Origin of the sequence: Stappia sp. ES.058, assembly GCF_900105595.1 — a bacterium.
GTDB lineage: Bacteria > Pseudomonadota > Alphaproteobacteria > Rhizobiales > Stappiaceae > Stappia.
In genome coordinates this window covers 2,074,801-2,089,104 of sequence record NZ_LT629784.1, presented here as the reverse complement: position 1 = coordinate 2,089,104, position 14,304 = coordinate 2,074,801, and the positions used below count along the sequence as shown (strand labels likewise).

12 protein-coding genes, 1 tRNA gene and 1 pseudogene are annotated in these 14,304 nt (G+C 63.6%); 6 read left to right on the top strand and 8 right to left on the bottom strand.

All coding sequences use genetic code 11. The features are described from left to right. Positions 1-73: 73 nt before the first annotated feature. The 6 genes from BLU32_RS09625 to dctP form a co-directional block, all read right to left on the bottom strand. Positions 74-895 (bottom strand): response regulator, encoded by an 822-nt coding sequence (locus BLU32_RS09625; RefSeq protein WP_093806507.1) that lies wholly within the window; start codon positions 893-895, stop codon positions 74-76. Beyond that, a complete protein-coding gene (locus BLU32_RS09620) occupies positions 892-2,499 on the bottom strand; it encodes a PAS-domain containing protein (protein WP_093806505.1) in 1,608 nt (535 codons plus the stop codon). Before BLU32_RS09620 ends, BLU32_RS09625 begins: the two co-directional genes overlap by 4 nt. Positions 2,500-2,656: 157 nt before the next feature. Continuing rightward, positions 2,657-3,631, bottom strand: coding sequence for an alpha/beta hydrolase (locus tag BLU32_RS09615; protein WP_157727605.1), 975 nt, complete (start codon positions 3,629-3,631; stop codon positions 2,657-2,659). Continuing rightward, positions 3,628-4,947 carry a TRAP transporter large permease gene (locus tag BLU32_RS09610; protein ID WP_093806501.1) on the bottom strand — a complete coding sequence of 440 codons (1,320 nt, stop codon included), beginning with the start codon at positions 4,945-4,947 and terminating at the stop codon, positions 3,628-3,630. The genes BLU32_RS09615 and BLU32_RS09610 overlap by 4 nt, the downstream gene beginning before the upstream one ends. Then, positions 4,947-5,456, bottom strand: a complete 510-nt coding sequence (locus BLU32_RS09605; protein WP_157727604.1) for a TRAP transporter small permease — start codon at positions 5,454-5,456, stop codon at positions 4,947-4,949. The genes BLU32_RS09610 and BLU32_RS09605 overlap by 1 nt, the downstream gene beginning before the upstream one ends. 48 nt (positions 5,457-5,504) lie before the next feature. Continuing rightward, a complete protein-coding gene (gene dctP, locus BLU32_RS09600) occupies positions 5,505-6,482 on the bottom strand; it encodes a TRAP transporter substrate-binding protein DctP (RefSeq protein ID WP_157727603.1) in 978 nt (325 codons plus the stop codon). A gap of 102 nt (positions 6,483-6,584) precedes the next feature. Between dctP and BLU32_RS09595 the strand changes: the two genes are divergently transcribed. Further along, positions 6,585-7,133: a MarR family winged helix-turn-helix transcriptional regulator gene (locus BLU32_RS09595; RefSeq protein WP_093806496.1), complete on the top strand. Its 549-nt coding sequence runs from the start codon at positions 6,585-6,587 to the stop codon at positions 7,131-7,133. 17 nt (positions 7,134-7,150) lie between these two features. Here BLU32_RS09595 and BLU32_RS09590 read toward each other — a convergent pair whose 3' ends face one another. After that, positions 7,151-8,182 carry a GlxA family transcriptional regulator gene (locus tag BLU32_RS09590; RefSeq protein WP_093806494.1) on the bottom strand — a complete coding sequence of 344 codons (1,032 nt, stop codon included), beginning with the start codon at positions 8,180-8,182 and terminating at the stop codon, positions 7,151-7,153. Positions 8,183-8,655: 473 nt separating this feature from the next. Between BLU32_RS09590 and BLU32_RS09585 the strand changes: the two genes are divergently transcribed. Continuing rightward, on the top strand, positions 8,656-9,603 hold the full coding sequence (locus BLU32_RS09585) for a hypothetical protein (RefSeq protein ID WP_157727602.1): 948 nt from the start codon (positions 8,656-8,658) through the stop codon (positions 9,601-9,603). Between the two features lie 92 nt (positions 9,604-9,695). Here the strand turns inward: BLU32_RS09585 and BLU32_RS09580 are convergent. Beyond that, positions 9,696-9,770: transfer RNA gene (locus tag BLU32_RS09580), tRNA-Val, on the bottom strand. A gap of 327 nt (positions 9,771-10,097) precedes the next feature. On the opposite strand from BLU32_RS09580, the gene BLU32_RS09575 reads away from it, so the two are divergent. From BLU32_RS09575 to BLU32_RS09560, 4 genes and pseudogenes are all read left to right on the top strand, one after another. Then, entirely contained in the window at positions 10,098-11,159 is a 1,062-nt protein-coding gene (locus tag BLU32_RS09575; RefSeq protein ID WP_093806490.1) for a helix-turn-helix domain-containing protein, read from the top strand. Positions 11,160-11,459: 300 nt separating this feature from the next. After that, a complete protein-coding gene (locus BLU32_RS09570) occupies positions 11,460-13,160 on the top strand; it encodes a hypothetical protein (RefSeq protein ID WP_157727601.1) in 1,701 nt (566 codons plus the stop codon). Then, the gene (locus BLU32_RS09565; RefSeq protein WP_093806486.1) at positions 13,112-13,291 is read left to right on the top strand and encodes a hypothetical protein; all 180 of its coding nucleotides are present in this window, start codon (positions 13,112-13,114) and stop codon (positions 13,289-13,291) included. The genes BLU32_RS09570 and BLU32_RS09565 overlap by 49 nt, the downstream gene beginning before the upstream one ends. 12 nt (positions 13,292-13,303) lie before the next feature. Next, a pseudogene (locus BLU32_RS09560) lies at positions 13,304-14,083 on the top strand (autotransporter outer membrane beta-barrel domain-containing protein); the annotation flags it as partial. Positions 14,084-14,304: the final 221 nt, after the last annotated feature.

The following is a 14,304-nucleotide window of genomic DNA, read 5'->3' as shown; positions in this document are numbered from 1 at the left end:
CGCGTTCGCGGGGCTTGCGGCTGAGGGGGCCGGCGTGTCGAAACGCCCTTTGACCGGCAGCGCCGGCAAACGCTCAGGCCGGCTGAAGCCCGGCCATCAGCAGCTTGAAGACGTCGACGGGACGATAGGGGTACTCCAGAAAATCGTCGACGCCGGTTTCGACGAGGCCGTTGCGCGTGTCTTCCGGCAGGTGCGGCGGGGCAAGCAGGACAATCTTTCCCTTGTGCGCCCGCCCGCCGGGCCGGGTCAGGTTTTGCAGGAAATAGTGCACGATCTTGCTGTAGACGAGGAGCGTGATGTCGGGAGAGTCCAGACATAGCTGCCTTTGCGCCAGGCTTTCCTGGGACACCAGCGTGACCTTGCAGCCCAGTTCGTCGAGGGCGGAGCGGATCGGTTCGGTGATCTTCGGGTTGGAGCCGACGATGACGATGTCGAGCGGCCCCCTCGACTGGGTCATGTTGCGCACGGCCTTCGCGATCTTGGCCAACTGCCGCTTGTGGGCGCCGCTGATCCGTTCAACCTCTTTCAGCCTTGCCTCGACCGTGGCGAGGAGCATGTCAAAATCTATCGGCTTGGTCAGATAGTCGTCGGCGCCCAGGCGCTTGCCCTTGATGATGTTTTCGCGGGTGGCGAGCGCGGTCAGGAATATGAAGGGCACGCCGGTGAGCGCCGGATGGTCCTTGCGGATACGCTCAAGCAGGTCCGGGCCGTTCATGATCGGCATCATCATATCGCACAAAATGAGGTCCGGCTTGATCCGGGCGAGGGCGTCGAGTCCTTCCTTTCCGTTGCTTGCGGTGACGACCTCGTAGCCTGCGTCCTCGAGTTCTTCCTTGAGGTCCTTGAGCAGAAGGGGTTCGTCCTCGATGCACAGGATCGTCTGTTTCTTGTTCATGATGCTGCCTTGCTCGATTCTGACACTTCGTTGACGTTCTGCGCGACGGGAAGGTGAATCTCCACGGTCGTGCCGTCGCCGACCTTGCTCGAGACCACCAGCTTGCCGCCATGTCCGGTTACGATCATGTTGGCCATATGCAGGCCGATCCCGGTTCCTGCGATCCCGCTTGCGGTCGTTGCGCGATAGTAACGATTGCAGATCTTGGGGATCTCGTTCGCCGGGATGCCGACGCCGCAGTCGGTGACGCGAACGACCGCGAAGCGTCCCTCCACATCGCCGCGTACATGGATGCGCTCGCCGGCGGGGGAATACTTGATCGCATTCGACACGACGTTGTCGACACATTGCTCAATGAGACTGGTGTCGATGCGCGACATTTCGGGCAGGCCGGCGAGGTCGACATCGATCTTGTGCGTGGCGCAGACCCGCATTTGACGCGTGCACACGGTCTCGACCAGCTCGCGCAACGGAGCGTCGACGGGCTCGATCTCGAGTGCGCCCGACTGTCCCTTCGAAAAGCGCAGGAAACGATTGATCAGATACTGCATCCGGTCGACGGATTCGCGTATATGGCCGAGCCGTTCGATCTGGGTATCGGGATCGGGCGGCGCCCCGTCGACGCGGTTTCGTGCCACCTGCAGGCGGCGCAGGAGCCGCTGTGCATTGCTGTCTATGATCGCCAGCGGCGTGCGGAATTCATGCGAGGCCATCGACACGAACTCCCGCTGCATCTCGTTGACCTCCTGCTCGTGGCGCAGCATCTTGACCAGCTTGTCGGTATGCCGCTGCAGCGTGCGGTGCTGTTTCTTGAAGGTCGTGATGTCGGTGAACTTGTAGGTAATCGTCCCGTCGTCGCCGGTCGGCCGGCGGCTGACCCGATACCAGGCGCCGGTCCGGAACTGGAACTCGCTGGGCGTTTCCGGGTCGCTGTCGATGCCCTCGAGCGCCTCGACCAGGCCGCAGGGGCCGTAGCGGTGCAGGACCGGGAGGATATCGGCGTCCTGGCGGCCGAAGTCATCGCGATAGGGAAACAGACGCTCGAAGGTTTCGTTGGCGAGCACGATGCGTCCGTTCCGGTCGACAATGACCAGTCCGTCGCGCACGGCATTCACCGCGTTGACCAGCATGTCGTGCTCCTTGCGCAGTTCGGCCGTGCGCGCCTCCAGGCGCTCCTCCAGCCGAACGTGCGAGGCCGCCAGTTCCCGTTCCTGGCGCCGAAGCTCGGTGACGTCGGAGTAAAGGGTCACGAAACCGCCGTCGGCCATCGGCGTGCCCTGGATGCGCAGGATCGTGCCGTCCGGGCGTGTTCGCTCGAAGTCGTGGGCCTCCTGGCTGGCGGCCAGTTCGAGGCGGCTCCTGATCTGCTCTTCCCGGTCGCCGGGGCCGTAGTCGCCGCGCTCGGCGTTGAACCGCAACAGTTGTTCCATCGTCGGCATGTCCTGGAGAAGACCTGCAGGAACGCCGAGCATCTGAAGGGCCGTGTCGTTGGCGAGGACGAGACGCAGATCCGCATCGAACACCGTGATGCCCTGGTGAACGCTGTTCAGCAGGTGATCAAGGAGGGGAGATGCCGCGCTCCGGCTTGCAACATGATGACGCATGCGACCGATCCTTGTTTTGGTTCACTTGCGTTGAGTCAGGTAAAGAGAAGAATAATTTTCTTCCTCGGATCAAAGATGGAGGGGGAAGCTCGAACACGGGGTTTCTGGAACCGGTTGAATTTTAACGAACCGTGCTTCCAAATTTTTTTTTGGTGCTCTACGGATGCAGTGCCGTTTCCAGCAAAAAACGCGCCGTGGCGTCGAAGACGGAAGGGGCCTGTCGCTCGGCGCTGACGAAATGCGCGCCGTTGGCGATCTCCAGATAGTGTTTTTGCTCCGACCCGAGGCGGTCGAAGAGCTGGAGCGCATCGCTGCGCGTCGAGGTCGGATCCGCCCCGCCGCGGATCAGCAACGCCGGCGCGCGGATCGCACCCGGATCGTAGAGGGGGCGGGCGCTGAACGCCTCGAACAGATCGACGAAGGTGCCGTTGGGCGCGCGGAAGGCGGGAGCCTCGTGGCGCGGCGACTGCGGGTCGTCGGCGAGCGAGGCGCGCACCATCGCCTGGAACACGTCCTCGTCACGCCAGTCCGCGCCCTCCGGCATTTCCGCGTCCCAGCGGGCACGCGTGTCCGCTTCGGTGACGAGGCGGCAGGCGCCGAAGGCCGGATTGAGCCGTGACGCATCGGCCGGATCGGCAAGCAGAGACAGCCAGGCGTCGTTCTTCTCCGCAAAGATCGGCGCGTAGAGAACGAGCCGCTCGACCCTGTCCGCACCCGTACCGGCGGCGTAGGAGGCTGTGGTGATCGATCCCCAGGATCCGCCGACCAGATGCAACTGGAGCCGGTCGTGCCGGGCGAGGATCCAGTTGACCGCGTCGTCGATGTCGCGCCGTGCCGCCGATGCGCGGGCGTAGGGCGCCTTTGTGTGCTCCATGCGGGCGGAGTGCGATTTTCCGTAGCCGCGAATGTCGAGCGCATAGGCGGCAAAGCCGGCATCCGCAGTGGCCTTCAACCAGCTTGCCCCGGGATGGGGTACGTCGTAGAGCCGGCTGGCGTAGGTCGCGCCATGCACGAAGAGGACCGGCGTGCGTGCGGGGTCGTCGCCATGGGCGCGCAGATGCAGCGCAAGGTCCGTCTCGTCCGTCGAGGCCACGAAATGCGAGGTCGCGGTGTCATGTCGGCGCCAGCTCATTTGAGCAGCGCCGGGATCGCGGTGACGAGACCGGGAAGCGCCCACAGGATCACCATGCCGGAAAGGAAGATGCCGACCACTGGCCATGCGGCGGAAAAGACGCGTGCCGTGCTGAGCGTCGGATTGGCGCCGCGCAGGGCAAAGAGCGTGTAGCCGAAGGGCGGCGTCAGGCTGCCGACTGTCAGGATGATCAGGAACAACGTCCAGAACCAGATCGGATCGTAGCCCATCGACGCGACGATCGGCTGGTAGATCGGCACCGCCAGCAGCATGAAAGCGATCTGGTCGATGAACATGCACAGAAAGAAAGGAATCAGCATCATCAGGAGCAGCGTGAGGTCGGGGCCGAGGCCGAGCTCGCCGGTCAGGGCGACGAGACCGCGCGTTGCGCCGGCCAGCGACAGCAGCTGGCTGAAAAGCTTGGCCGAGCAGACGATGACGAGAATGACGCCGGCGATGGTGACCGCGGAGGAGACCGCTTCGCCCAGCATGCGCAGCGACAGGCGTCCGAACAGCGCGGCAACGACGATGGCGCCGACCACCCCGGTGGCGGCGGCCTCCGAGGGGGTGGCGATGCCGAGCAGGATCAGCCCCATTACGGAAAAGACGACGATCAGGAAAGGCAGCATGCGGGCGATCGCCAGGGGCACGGAGAGGCCGGCGGCGCTCGGGGATGCGATCCGTCCGACGGCGTCTGCGGATTGCCGTTCGACACCGCTGTCGCCGCTCACAATCACCCAGGCGAGGGTAAGGCCGGCGAACAGGATGCCGGGAAGGATGCCGGCGACGAGCAGGCCGGCGATCGAGACATCGGCGAGCGACCCGACAATGATCGCCAGCAGACTCGGCGGAATGATCGGCGCGAGGCTGGCCCCGGCGAGGATCGTTCCGGCGGAAAGCCGTGTGTCGTAGCCGCGCGCCTGCATCAGCGGCAGGACGGACCGGCCGAGCATGGCCGCCACGGCGACGGCGGAGCCCGACAGCGCGCCGAAGACGGTGGAAAGCGCGATGGTCACCACATAGAGGCGGCCCCGCAGCCCGCCGACCAGCCGGTCGATGCTGTCGAACAGGACGGCGACGGTTCCCGAGCGGAACAGGACCTCGCCCATCAGCACGAAGAGCGCGACGGTCATCAGCGAGGGGGAGGTCGCCGTTTCATAGATGGAATTGGAGAACAGGCCGAAGCCGCGCGGTCCGAGCAAGAGAGTCAGGCCGACGAGATTGAGCGCCAGGAAGGCGGCGAAGATACGCACGCCGGCGAAGAGCAGCGCCAGAAGCAGGCCGATGGCGACCAGCAGGAAGACGGCCCAGGTCATCAGTGCGGTTCCGGATGCGTTTCGCCACGTGCCTGGCGACGCGTTTCGGCGAGCTGGCGTGCGAGATGCACCGCCGCGCTTGAAAGGCCGAGCGCGATGACGGCAGTGATCCACCAGCGCGGGATCGGGTTTGCGGCGTTGGTCATCAGGCCCCTCTGGAACTGTTTCACGGCCTCGCCGGCGACGATCCAGCCGGAGACGCCGCAGGCGGTTGCGGCGACCGCGAGGTTGAAGCGGCCAAGCCAGAGTGCTGCACGCGGTCCGGCCGCTTCGGGGACGAGGTCGATGGCGACATGGGCGCGGGTGCGGGTGATCTCGGGCAGGGCGCAAAAGATCACGACGGCAAGCGCATATTGCACCGCCTCGCCGGACCACGTCGTCGGTGCGTCGAAGACGTAGCGCGCCACGACCTCGAACACATAGAGCGCCGTGGCGGCGACGAGCCCGCATCCCGCAAGCAGGAAAAGCCCGCGGGAGGTCCGGTCATGGATGTGGGCGAGGCGGTGCATGAGGCGCGATCCCTGCCGTTTGTGCATTGTGACGCGAGCGGCGCGGGATCAGTCCGTCAGTTCGGCGTCGCGGGCAAGCTTGCGCAGCGCGCCGACCGGCTCGGGGGCGCTTTTTTCCGCAACCGCCCAGACACCGTTCGCCCACAGCGCATCGAAGTCCTTGCCTTCCTCGTCGGAAAAGCTTGTCATCTTCATGCCGAGTTCGAGCAGGTCGCTCTTTTCCTGCACGGCGAGGTCGTCGAAGCGATCGATGGTGTCGCGCTCGAGTTCAACGGCCGCGCGCTCGATCGTCGCGCGTTCTTCGTCGGTGAGGTCGTTCCAGGTGTCCAGGTTCATGAAGATCATCAGACCGACCTGGCCGAAGACGGGGTCGGCCATGTAGCCGGCGACCTCGTTCCACTTGAAGTCCCGGGCGCCGGTCAGGCCCCAGGCGGCGCCGTCGATGACGCCGGTCTGCAATGCGGAATAGACGTCGCCGCCGCCCATGACGACGCCGCTGCCGCCGAGCGCCTCGATCATCGGATGGTAGGAGACGGTGCCGCGGATCTTGCGTCCCTTGAGACCCGGCGTTCCCTCGACCGGCTCCTTGAGGAAGTACCGGAAGCCCTTGGTTCCGGTCGCCGGCGCGGCGATCAGCTTCATGCCGAGCGTGCGATAGTGGGCGTCGATGAAGTCGATCACGCCGGAGGCGCGGCGCTTGTCCGGATCGGTCGAGATCGCGTCGATGGACAGGCCGACCGGGGTGGTTCCCGCGTGATAGGCGGGATGGGTGAACAGCATGTCGAAGGCGCCGGCCTGGACGGGTTCGAACTGCTCGAGGCCGGGAACCGCATCCGGTCCGGTGAAGACGACGCTCAGCGAGCCGCCGGTTTCCCGGGCGAGGGTCTCGATGAACGGCTTGGCGATCTCGCGGGTGAAAACGAAATTCTCCGGAAAGCTGCCAAGAAGCCTCAGCTCGCGGGCCTCGGCTGTTCCCGTCAAGAGCCCCGTCACCAGGGCGCCGGCCAGAACCACTATCTTGCGCATGTCTTCCTCCCTTGCGTATTCAACGCTTATGGGAGACATTTAGTGCCATCTGGAACCAAATGTAAAGTTCCATCTGGAACTTTCTCCATCAGGGGACCTGCCATGCCCGACTCCGCCATCGCCAGCTCCCTGACGCCGGGAGAACCTTCTCGCGCCGGTGGCGAGCAGGCTCTCGCCGACCGTTTCGGCGCGCTCGCGGTGACAATGCTCAACGACACGGAACTGGTGCCGTCGTGGAGCATCAGCTTCATCGCCAATTTCTTCACCGGGCCGATCTACCGGGATGTGGGCGAGCGCTTCGGCCTGTCGCGGCCCGAGTTCGTGATCCTGTTCAGCCTGCTGCAGAAACCGGGGCTGGTGGCGCGCGACGTCAGCCTGGCGACAGGCCTGCCGAAGAACTCGATCAGCCGGGCCGTCTCCGACCTTCTCGGCAAGGCCCTTATCGAACGCGAGACGGATGTCGGTGACAAGCGGGCGAAGCTGCTCAGGCTGACGCGGGCAGGGCAGGAGGTGATTTCGCAGGTGGTGCCCTTGTTCGAGGTCCGCCAGACGGCAATGCGCGCGGTCCTCAGCGCGCCGGAGCGAGCCACCTTCGATGCGCTTCTGGCCAAGATGATCCACGCGATGCCGGACTGGGTGGGGTCGGACTGATCCGGTCGCCGCGACCGTCAGGGCGCCGTGACGACCTGTGCAGGGACGGCTGTCCGGGGCGTCTTGCGCCCGCCCTGTGCCCAGAAATAGGACTGACGTTCCTCGGTCGGCGTGCAGCTGTAGCGTTCACGGTAGCATTTCGTGAAATGCGATGTCGAGGCAAAGCCGCAGGCGATCGCGACGTCGAGAACGGCGCGGTTGGTCCGGCGGAGGAGATCGCGCGCGGTTTCCAGCCTGAGCTTGAGATAATACTGGCCGGGGGTGCAGTCGAAGTGACGGCGGAAGAGCCGTTCGAGCTGGCGCGGGCTGAGGCTTACGGTCATGGCAAGCTGCTGGCAGGACAAAGGGTCCTCGATGTGCAGATCCATGATCCGGATCGCGTCGAGGATCTTGATGTTGGAAATGCCGGTGCGGCTTTCAAGGTCATGGCGCTGCGCGCTTTCTCCCGAACGCATGTTTTGATAAAGCGCGACCTCCGCGACCTCATGCGCCAGATAAGCCCCGTGCTGGATCGCGATCACGCGCAGCATCATGTCCAGCGCGGCCATGCCGCCGGCACAGGTGATGCAGTTGCGGTCGATGGCGAAAAGGTCGCCCGAGACCTCGATGTCGGGGAATTCCTCGCGGAAGGAGCGCAGGTTCTCCCAGTGGATGGTGCAGCGCCGTCCGTCGAGTAGATTGAACCGTGCGAGCACGAAGGCCCCCGTGCACACGGCACCATAGGTGCGGCCGCGCGCATTGAGCTTGCGCAGCCGCGTTCCCAGTTCCCGGGGAAGGGGGGTGCGCTCGACGTCGACGCCGGAACAGACCAGAGTGATGTCCGCATCGTCCAGATCGGCAATGCCGCCATCGACCGACACCGTGCATCCATTGCTTGCCTGCACGCTCTGTCCATCAAGGGAGTATGTTTTCCAGGAGTAGAATTCCTGACCAAGAACACGGTTGGCCAAGCGTATCGGCTCAATCGTCGATGTGTATGCGATGAGGGAAAACTGGTCGAGAAGGATCAGTGCGACCCGCTGGATTTCGCTGTTGTTCGCTGCCGACATGCTTTGTGTCCGCGTTAAAGTGGCCTGGAAGGATTCCCGTTATATTTTGCGACAGTCTGTTCCTCATGGCTGTGCCTGTCAAATAAATTTCAGGGCAATACATGGGCAGTCATGTATCTAATTATCTTATATGTGCAACTTATGTTTTTCCGTGAGTATTGTTTTTCCTCACTGCGTAAACTTACGTGCCGGTGTGAAAATCGGAACTTTGATGCAGTGCAGCGGAGCGTCCTCGTTCTCTTTCCGGAAAGAGGGATGCGGGGGCCGATGCGTGTGAGGATTTTCAGCAGGGCGACGACAAAGTACGAAATGCTCTCGACCCGGCAACAACGACCAGAAGGGGGCTTGTGTCGGCCTTCTTCTATTTGTCCAACGCCGATTTCTTCTGTGATGCGTGCCGGCGGCGTTCGGCCGGTGCGGGCTTTTAAGCCTCTGGTAAGCCTGCACATCGCACCTTTTCGCGGGAGGGGTGCATGGGCGTGGATCGCGACCCGTGCGCCCCGTTGGGCGCAAGGGTGGGCATGTCGGGGGTTTGTGCCGCCGGATTCGCGGTACGCACGCCGTTTGAGCGTCACTATGTCAAGGATCTGTCGGCGAGCGCCCATCCGGATGCGGTGCGCGCGTTCAATGCAACGCCGTCCGTGCGTCGCAAATTCTTTGCCGGGAGCCACGGCGCCTATCGGGCCGGGCACCATTACATCGTTGCGCCGGCGCGCTGGGAGCAGACTGTGGAGGGCAAGGTCTGGCTTGGCGTTTTCGCCCATGAAAGCGGCCATGCCATCGACCTGCACGATCGCGGCGCGCGCGGCGGACGGTCGGTGTGGCTGGCGCCGGCGATCCGGCAGGACCGAAAGGAAATGCCGGAGCCGCCTTTTCGGGGGCCCGGACTGCGGGGTCCAGGGCGGGGGGATGCCGAACGCGCGCTGCGCGCGTTCCCGGATGCGGCGCGCGCGGTGCTGCTTGCATGGCTCCCCGGACGTGGGGCGGCCGGGCGTTTTGCGGTCGCATGGACGGATGGGCGGCTGGACGACGCGATCCGGGGTTTCATCCGCCTGCGTCGCCGCAGTGCCGCTGCTCCCGTCCCGTGCGATGATGCAAGGCTTCAGCTCTATGCGCTGGCGAAGGTGGGGGATTTCATCGGGGCGGTCTATGACCGCGAGCGTGGCGGCGGGCATTCGCGTGCCTACTACCGAGCGTTTTCACCGGTGCACGGAGCATCTCTGACCATCGGACATACAGCCGAAGCCTTCGCCAACGCGTTCGTCAGCGACGTCGTGGCGGGAACGGAGCTTCTGTCGTTTCTGGTGGAGACCGCGGCGCCGCATACGCACGCCGCCTACCGCGTTCTGCTGCGCCGCATCGGCGAGGGGCGGTGCCGACCGTCGGACGGGTGTCGCGAAAGGTCCGATTCCCCTGCATGAACTGCCGCTTGCGAAGCATGCGCGTTTCGCTCTTCCCGGTTCATTTGAACCAGAGGCCGTTCCGCATATTCAGTCTAAGTCATTGAAAAGAATGGTGGGCGATACTGGGATTGAACCAGTGACCTTTCCGGTGTGAACGGAACGCTCTCCCGCTGAGCTAATCGCCCGCGCCGTTTCGGCTGGTGAAGGGTAACTAATGGAAGTCAGTATGCTGCGCAAGTGCGCGCGGACACTTTTTCACAGTCGTTGGAACCGCGCTTCGGTCCGCCGTTGAAACCCTGTCTTCGTTTTTGCCGGACAGGAGGTGGGCGCGGCGCTTCAGGGGCGCGCCCAGGATCCGCTTGACGGGCCGTTCAAACGCGTCGTCCTGCAGTGCGAGAAGACCGAAAGGACGTTTGGATCCATGGTAGCTGTCGTCAAAGCGGTCATCTTGATCAAGACCGTCCACGCACCCTAAGGTGAGGGGGTGAATCGCTCCGCAACTTCAGATCGACATGATCCACACACTTGGCGCCGCCCGCCTTCGCAGGCTGCATTTTTCCTCGACGGACACAGGTCCGGAGGAGTTCTTCGAGCTTTGGCGTCACAGCGTCTCGCCGCTCTTTCGGGCCACGCCGACAGGGAACGGCGACGGGCTGAAGAACCGTGCGTACACCTGCTGTCAGATCCATGCGAACGAGTTTCTTCTGGTGGAGGCCCGAACGCCGCAACAGCATTTCCTGCGCGACACGACATGGCTGCGTCGGCATGACGATGTCGACCATCTGATCCTCGAGGTTTATCTCAGCGGCCGGAATTTCACGACTTGCGGCGAAACGGAATACATCGAGGACGGCACGGTATCGCTGGTCAATCTCGCCTACCGTTCGGAAGGCTTCGCAACCGCATCCCACTTTCTGTCTCTCGTTCTGCCGAGAGACCTGATCCGGCAGCACTTGCCGCATCTGGCAAGCCGGCGCGGCAATCTCTTTTCCGCCGGCAGCATTGCGAACCGTTTGCTGACGGGCCATCTGCTCACCATGCGCCGCGAGATGGAAGGGGCGACCGGCGCCGACGTGCCGATGCTGACCGCGGGGCTCGTCGGCCTGGTCGAGGCGCTGACGGCCCGGCCTGGCGACACGGAGGCGGAGGCCGTACAGCCGGTTCTCTTCGAAACGATCAAGACCTACATCAAGGGTCATCTGGGCGACGCCGGGCTGAACAGCGAACACCTGGCCCGCAGGTTCCGGCTCTCCCGTGCGACCCTGTTTCGTCTTTTCCGCGAGGTTGGCGGTGTATCGGCTTACATCCAGCAGGAGCGCCTGAGTGCCTGTTTCCGCGCGTTCGCCGATCCGCAGTTGGCGTCCCGCCCGATCTACCATGTCGCGGGAGACTTCGGCCTCACCAACGCAAGCCATCTGAGCACCCAGTTCCGGTGCCGGTTCGGCACGACCCCGCGCGAGGTCCGGCAGGGCACCCTCCGGGCATCAGCTGGCGTCAACGCCCAGCCCGATGGGCATTCTGTTGGCGGCGAAGCGGATGAAATGCGCAGGTGGATGCTCGCGCTCGGCAAGTAGCCCAGACCCTCGACCCGCCGGCGGGTTTTCCCTGTCCGCATCGCACACCTTTTCCAGAAAATGGCCGCTCCGTTCGTGTGAACGCCTCTGGTGCGGACAAGACAGGTCGGTTTGAGATGCTGGCGCAACATTTTTGAGACTACGACAAATTATAGGACCCGGGAATCTGACATGATTTCAATCAGGTAATTCTGTGTGCGCGTGTCGGATCGGTTCGCGCGCCATGTTTAAGCGGGGCGAAGGGTGATCATCTGGATGCGGTTCTTTTCATCGGATATGTCAATCGGGCGACGCGCTGGCGTGCGTGAGGCGAAGGCGTCCGCAACGGCCTTTTCCTCAATTGCCGGTTCCCGCCTTTCGGTACGGCTGCTGGCATCGACGGTGCTGTGTGCGGCAAGTCTTTTGCCGTGGCCGGGCGATCCGGCGCATGCGGCAACTTACACTGTGACGCAAGCCACGGATGACGGCACGGGGGGGACGCCGGGATCCCTCAGCCACGCGATCGCAAGCGCGACCTCGGACGGCGATGAAATCGAGATTGCTCCGGGCATTTCCGAGATCGTCGTCAGCGGCCCGCTGCCGGACATTTCTGCGGCAATCAGGATCAAATCGGATCATGCGGTGGAAATCACTGGCGCCGCGCTCACGAGCACGGTGAGCAAGTCACTGCAATTCGACGGCGTGTCCTCCGACGTGCCGTTGACGACGGATCTTTCCGGAACGTTCAACGGGACGGGCTCTTCCGTTGTCAGCGGCATGGGATTTGTCGTGACCAGTGATGCAGACCTGACGGGCGCAAGCGGTGCCAGCGGTCAATCGGGGAATGGCACTATTCAGGTCGGCGGGGCCGGCGGATCCGGCGGGGTCGGCGTTTCCGGGTCGTTGTTTTCGTGGTCCAACAGTGGAACCGTCGCAGGCGGCATTGGCGGCGTTGGTGGCGCTGGTGGTAGCTATGGCGTTATCGCCGATGGTGGAGACGGCGGGACCGGCGGGGACGGCGTTTCCGGTGACAACATCACACTGGTCAACAGCAAAACCATAGCTGGTGGGCTTGCCGCGGATGGTGTGACACGCGCAAATGCCATCTTGTTCACGTCCGGGGTCAATTCGCTCGAGTTGCAGGAAGGCTATGTCATCAATGGCACTGTTTTCGCGAATGGAACATCAGACACATTGATACTCGGGGGAGCGGTAGACGCGACGTTTGACGCGAGTCTTATCGGGGCACAGTATTCCGGTTTCGAGACCTTCGCCAAGACTGGCAGTTCGACATGGACCGTGACTGGCACCTCCGGTTTTGCGGGAACAACGGAGATTCGCGAGGGCACTCTCAATCTGAATTCGAATTTTTCCAGTGCCATTTCGGTGTTCTCCGGCGGCACCCTGAGTGGCACGGGCACGGTCTCGAATGTGACTTTGAACTCCGGGGCCAAGGTCGCGCCGGGAAGTTCGATCGGCACGCTGAACGTTGCGGGAGATCTCTCGTTCGTGTCTGGCTCGACCTACGAGGTCGAAGTGGACAAGCCTGGACATTCGGACAAGATCTTGGCCACCGGCACGGTGACCATCGACAGCGGCGCGACGCTCTCGATACGTGCCGAAAACGGCACCGATGACGGTTCGACCTACAACGTGTCGACCGACTACACGATCATTTCAGCGGATGCGATTGCAGGCTCGTCCTTTGGCACCGTGACGGAGAACTTTGCGTTCCTTGACGCTTCGGTTGCCTATTCCGCGACGGAGGTGATCCTGACCCTGAGCAGAAGCGCAAGTGCGTTCACGGACAAGGCCGCGACGCCGAACCAGAAGAACACGGCGAAAGCGATCGGAACGCTTGGATCGGGCCCCTGTACTCCAGTTCCAGTGTTGTCGGACTGCCCGAGGGGGAGACCGAACAGGCCTTTCAGGAGCTTTCCGGCGAGACCCATGCGAGCCTGCAGGGCGCGTTCATGGTCGGCGCCGGGATTGACCGCTCCACGATCAACCAGCGCCTTTTGAACGTGATGGGCGCCGTCGGCAGCGGCGGCGGTGACGGCGGCCAGGTGTCTATGGGCTTCCATGGCGCGGGAGAGGTTTCCGCGCTTGTGCAGCTCAACGCCCAGATGTGGGGGCGGGCCTATGGCGGCTGAGGCGAAACCGACGCAACGTCGGGAACCGCGCGGGACACCAGCCATGGCGGCGGGATGCTGCTCGGCTTCGACGCGGAGATATTCGAAGGCTGGCGCACAGGTGTCATGGCCGGCTACTCGCGCAGCCGGTTCGAAGTCCGAGCAAACAACTCCAGTGGCTCGGCGGACAGCTATCACAGTGGCATCTATGCCGGCACACGCTTCGGCAACATCGGCCTGCGCATGGGCGCCGGCTACACGTTCCATGCCCTCGACACCGCACGAGCGGTCGCTTTCACCGGATTTTCCGACACCTTGACCGCCGACTACACCGCCTCGACCGCACAGGTTTTCGCGGAGGCGGGATATGCCATGCGAATGGACGCCGTTGCCCTCGAACCCTTCGCAGGCATTGCCGGCATCAACCAGCACACCGACGGTTTCACGGAAACGGGCGGGGCCGCCGCGCTGACGGCCAGGTCAAGCAACAACCTGATGGGCGTGACCACGCTCGGCCTGCGCGGCGAGGCGGTCATCGGGCGCTTCAACGGCATCACGGCTGCCCTGAACGGCTCGCTCGCCTGGCGCCACGCCTTCGGCGAAATCGATCCGGCCGCAACCATGCGCTTTGCCTCTGGCAGCGATGCGTTTTCGGTGGCCGGCACGCCGATCGACCGGAATACGGCGCTGTTCGAGGCCGGGCTCTCCCTGGAAAAAGACGACACGTTTGCCCTCGGACTGACCTATCAGGGGGAGGCTGGTGCCACTGCCCGGGACCACACGGGGCGGGTCAGCCTTCTGTACAGGTTCTAGGGTGTGGGCCCATAAATGAGATTGCCATGGTTTGAGCCGGATTGCGTCTCGTCAAGGAGCGTAAGCGCCGAGAAATGCGGGTATTTTCAAGCCTTTCGCGACGAAGAGGAGGCGCAATCCGGTCAAATCCGAAGGACAGGGAAATGGCTTCGCTTCGCATCGTCAGCGCGCTTGGCCGGGCACCCGGCCCGCTCTGCACGCCCTTCCTCGCAATTCATCGC

What these genes read in the sequence shown, in the direction of transcription:
- BLU32_RS09625 (WP_093806507.1), bottom strand. Translation starts at nt 895, where the DNA reads ATGAACAAGAAACAGACGATCCTGTGCATCGAGGACGAACCCCTTCTG.
- BLU32_RS09620 (WP_093806505.1), bottom strand. Translation starts at nt 2,499, where the DNA reads ATGCGTCATCATGTTGCAAGCCGGAGCGCGGCATCTCCCCTCCTTGAT.
- BLU32_RS09615 (WP_157727605.1), bottom strand. Translation starts at nt 3,631, where the DNA reads ATGAGCTGGCGCCGACATGACACCGCGACCTCGCATTTCGTGGCCTCG.
- BLU32_RS09610 (WP_093806501.1), bottom strand. Translation starts at nt 4,947, where the DNA reads ATGACCTGGGCCGTCTTCCTGCTGGTCGCCATCGGCCTGCTTCTGGCG.
- BLU32_RS09605 (WP_157727604.1), bottom strand. Translation starts at nt 5,456, where the DNA reads ATGCACCGCCTCGCCCACATCCATGACCGGACCTCCCGCGGGCTTTTC.
- dctP (WP_157727603.1), bottom strand. Translation starts at nt 6,482, where the DNA reads ATGCGCAAGATAGTGGTTCTGGCCGGCGCCCTGGTGACGGGGCTCTTG.
- BLU32_RS09595 (WP_093806496.1), top strand. Translation starts at nt 6,585, where the DNA reads ATGCCCGACTCCGCCATCGCCAGCTCCCTGACGCCGGGAGAACCTTCT.
- BLU32_RS09590 (WP_093806494.1), bottom strand. Translation starts at nt 8,182, where the DNA reads ATGTCGGCAGCGAACAACAGCGAAATCCAGCGGGTCGCACTGATCCTT.
- BLU32_RS09585 (WP_157727602.1), top strand. Translation starts at nt 8,656, where the DNA reads ATGGGCGTGGATCGCGACCCGTGCGCCCCGTTGGGCGCAAGGGTGGGC.
- BLU32_RS09575 (WP_093806490.1), top strand. Translation starts at nt 10,098, where the DNA reads ATGATCCACACACTTGGCGCCGCCCGCCTTCGCAGGCTGCATTTTTCC.
- BLU32_RS09565 (WP_093806486.1), top strand. Translation starts at nt 13,112, where the DNA reads ATGGTCGGCGCCGGGATTGACCGCTCCACGATCAACCAGCGCCTTTTG.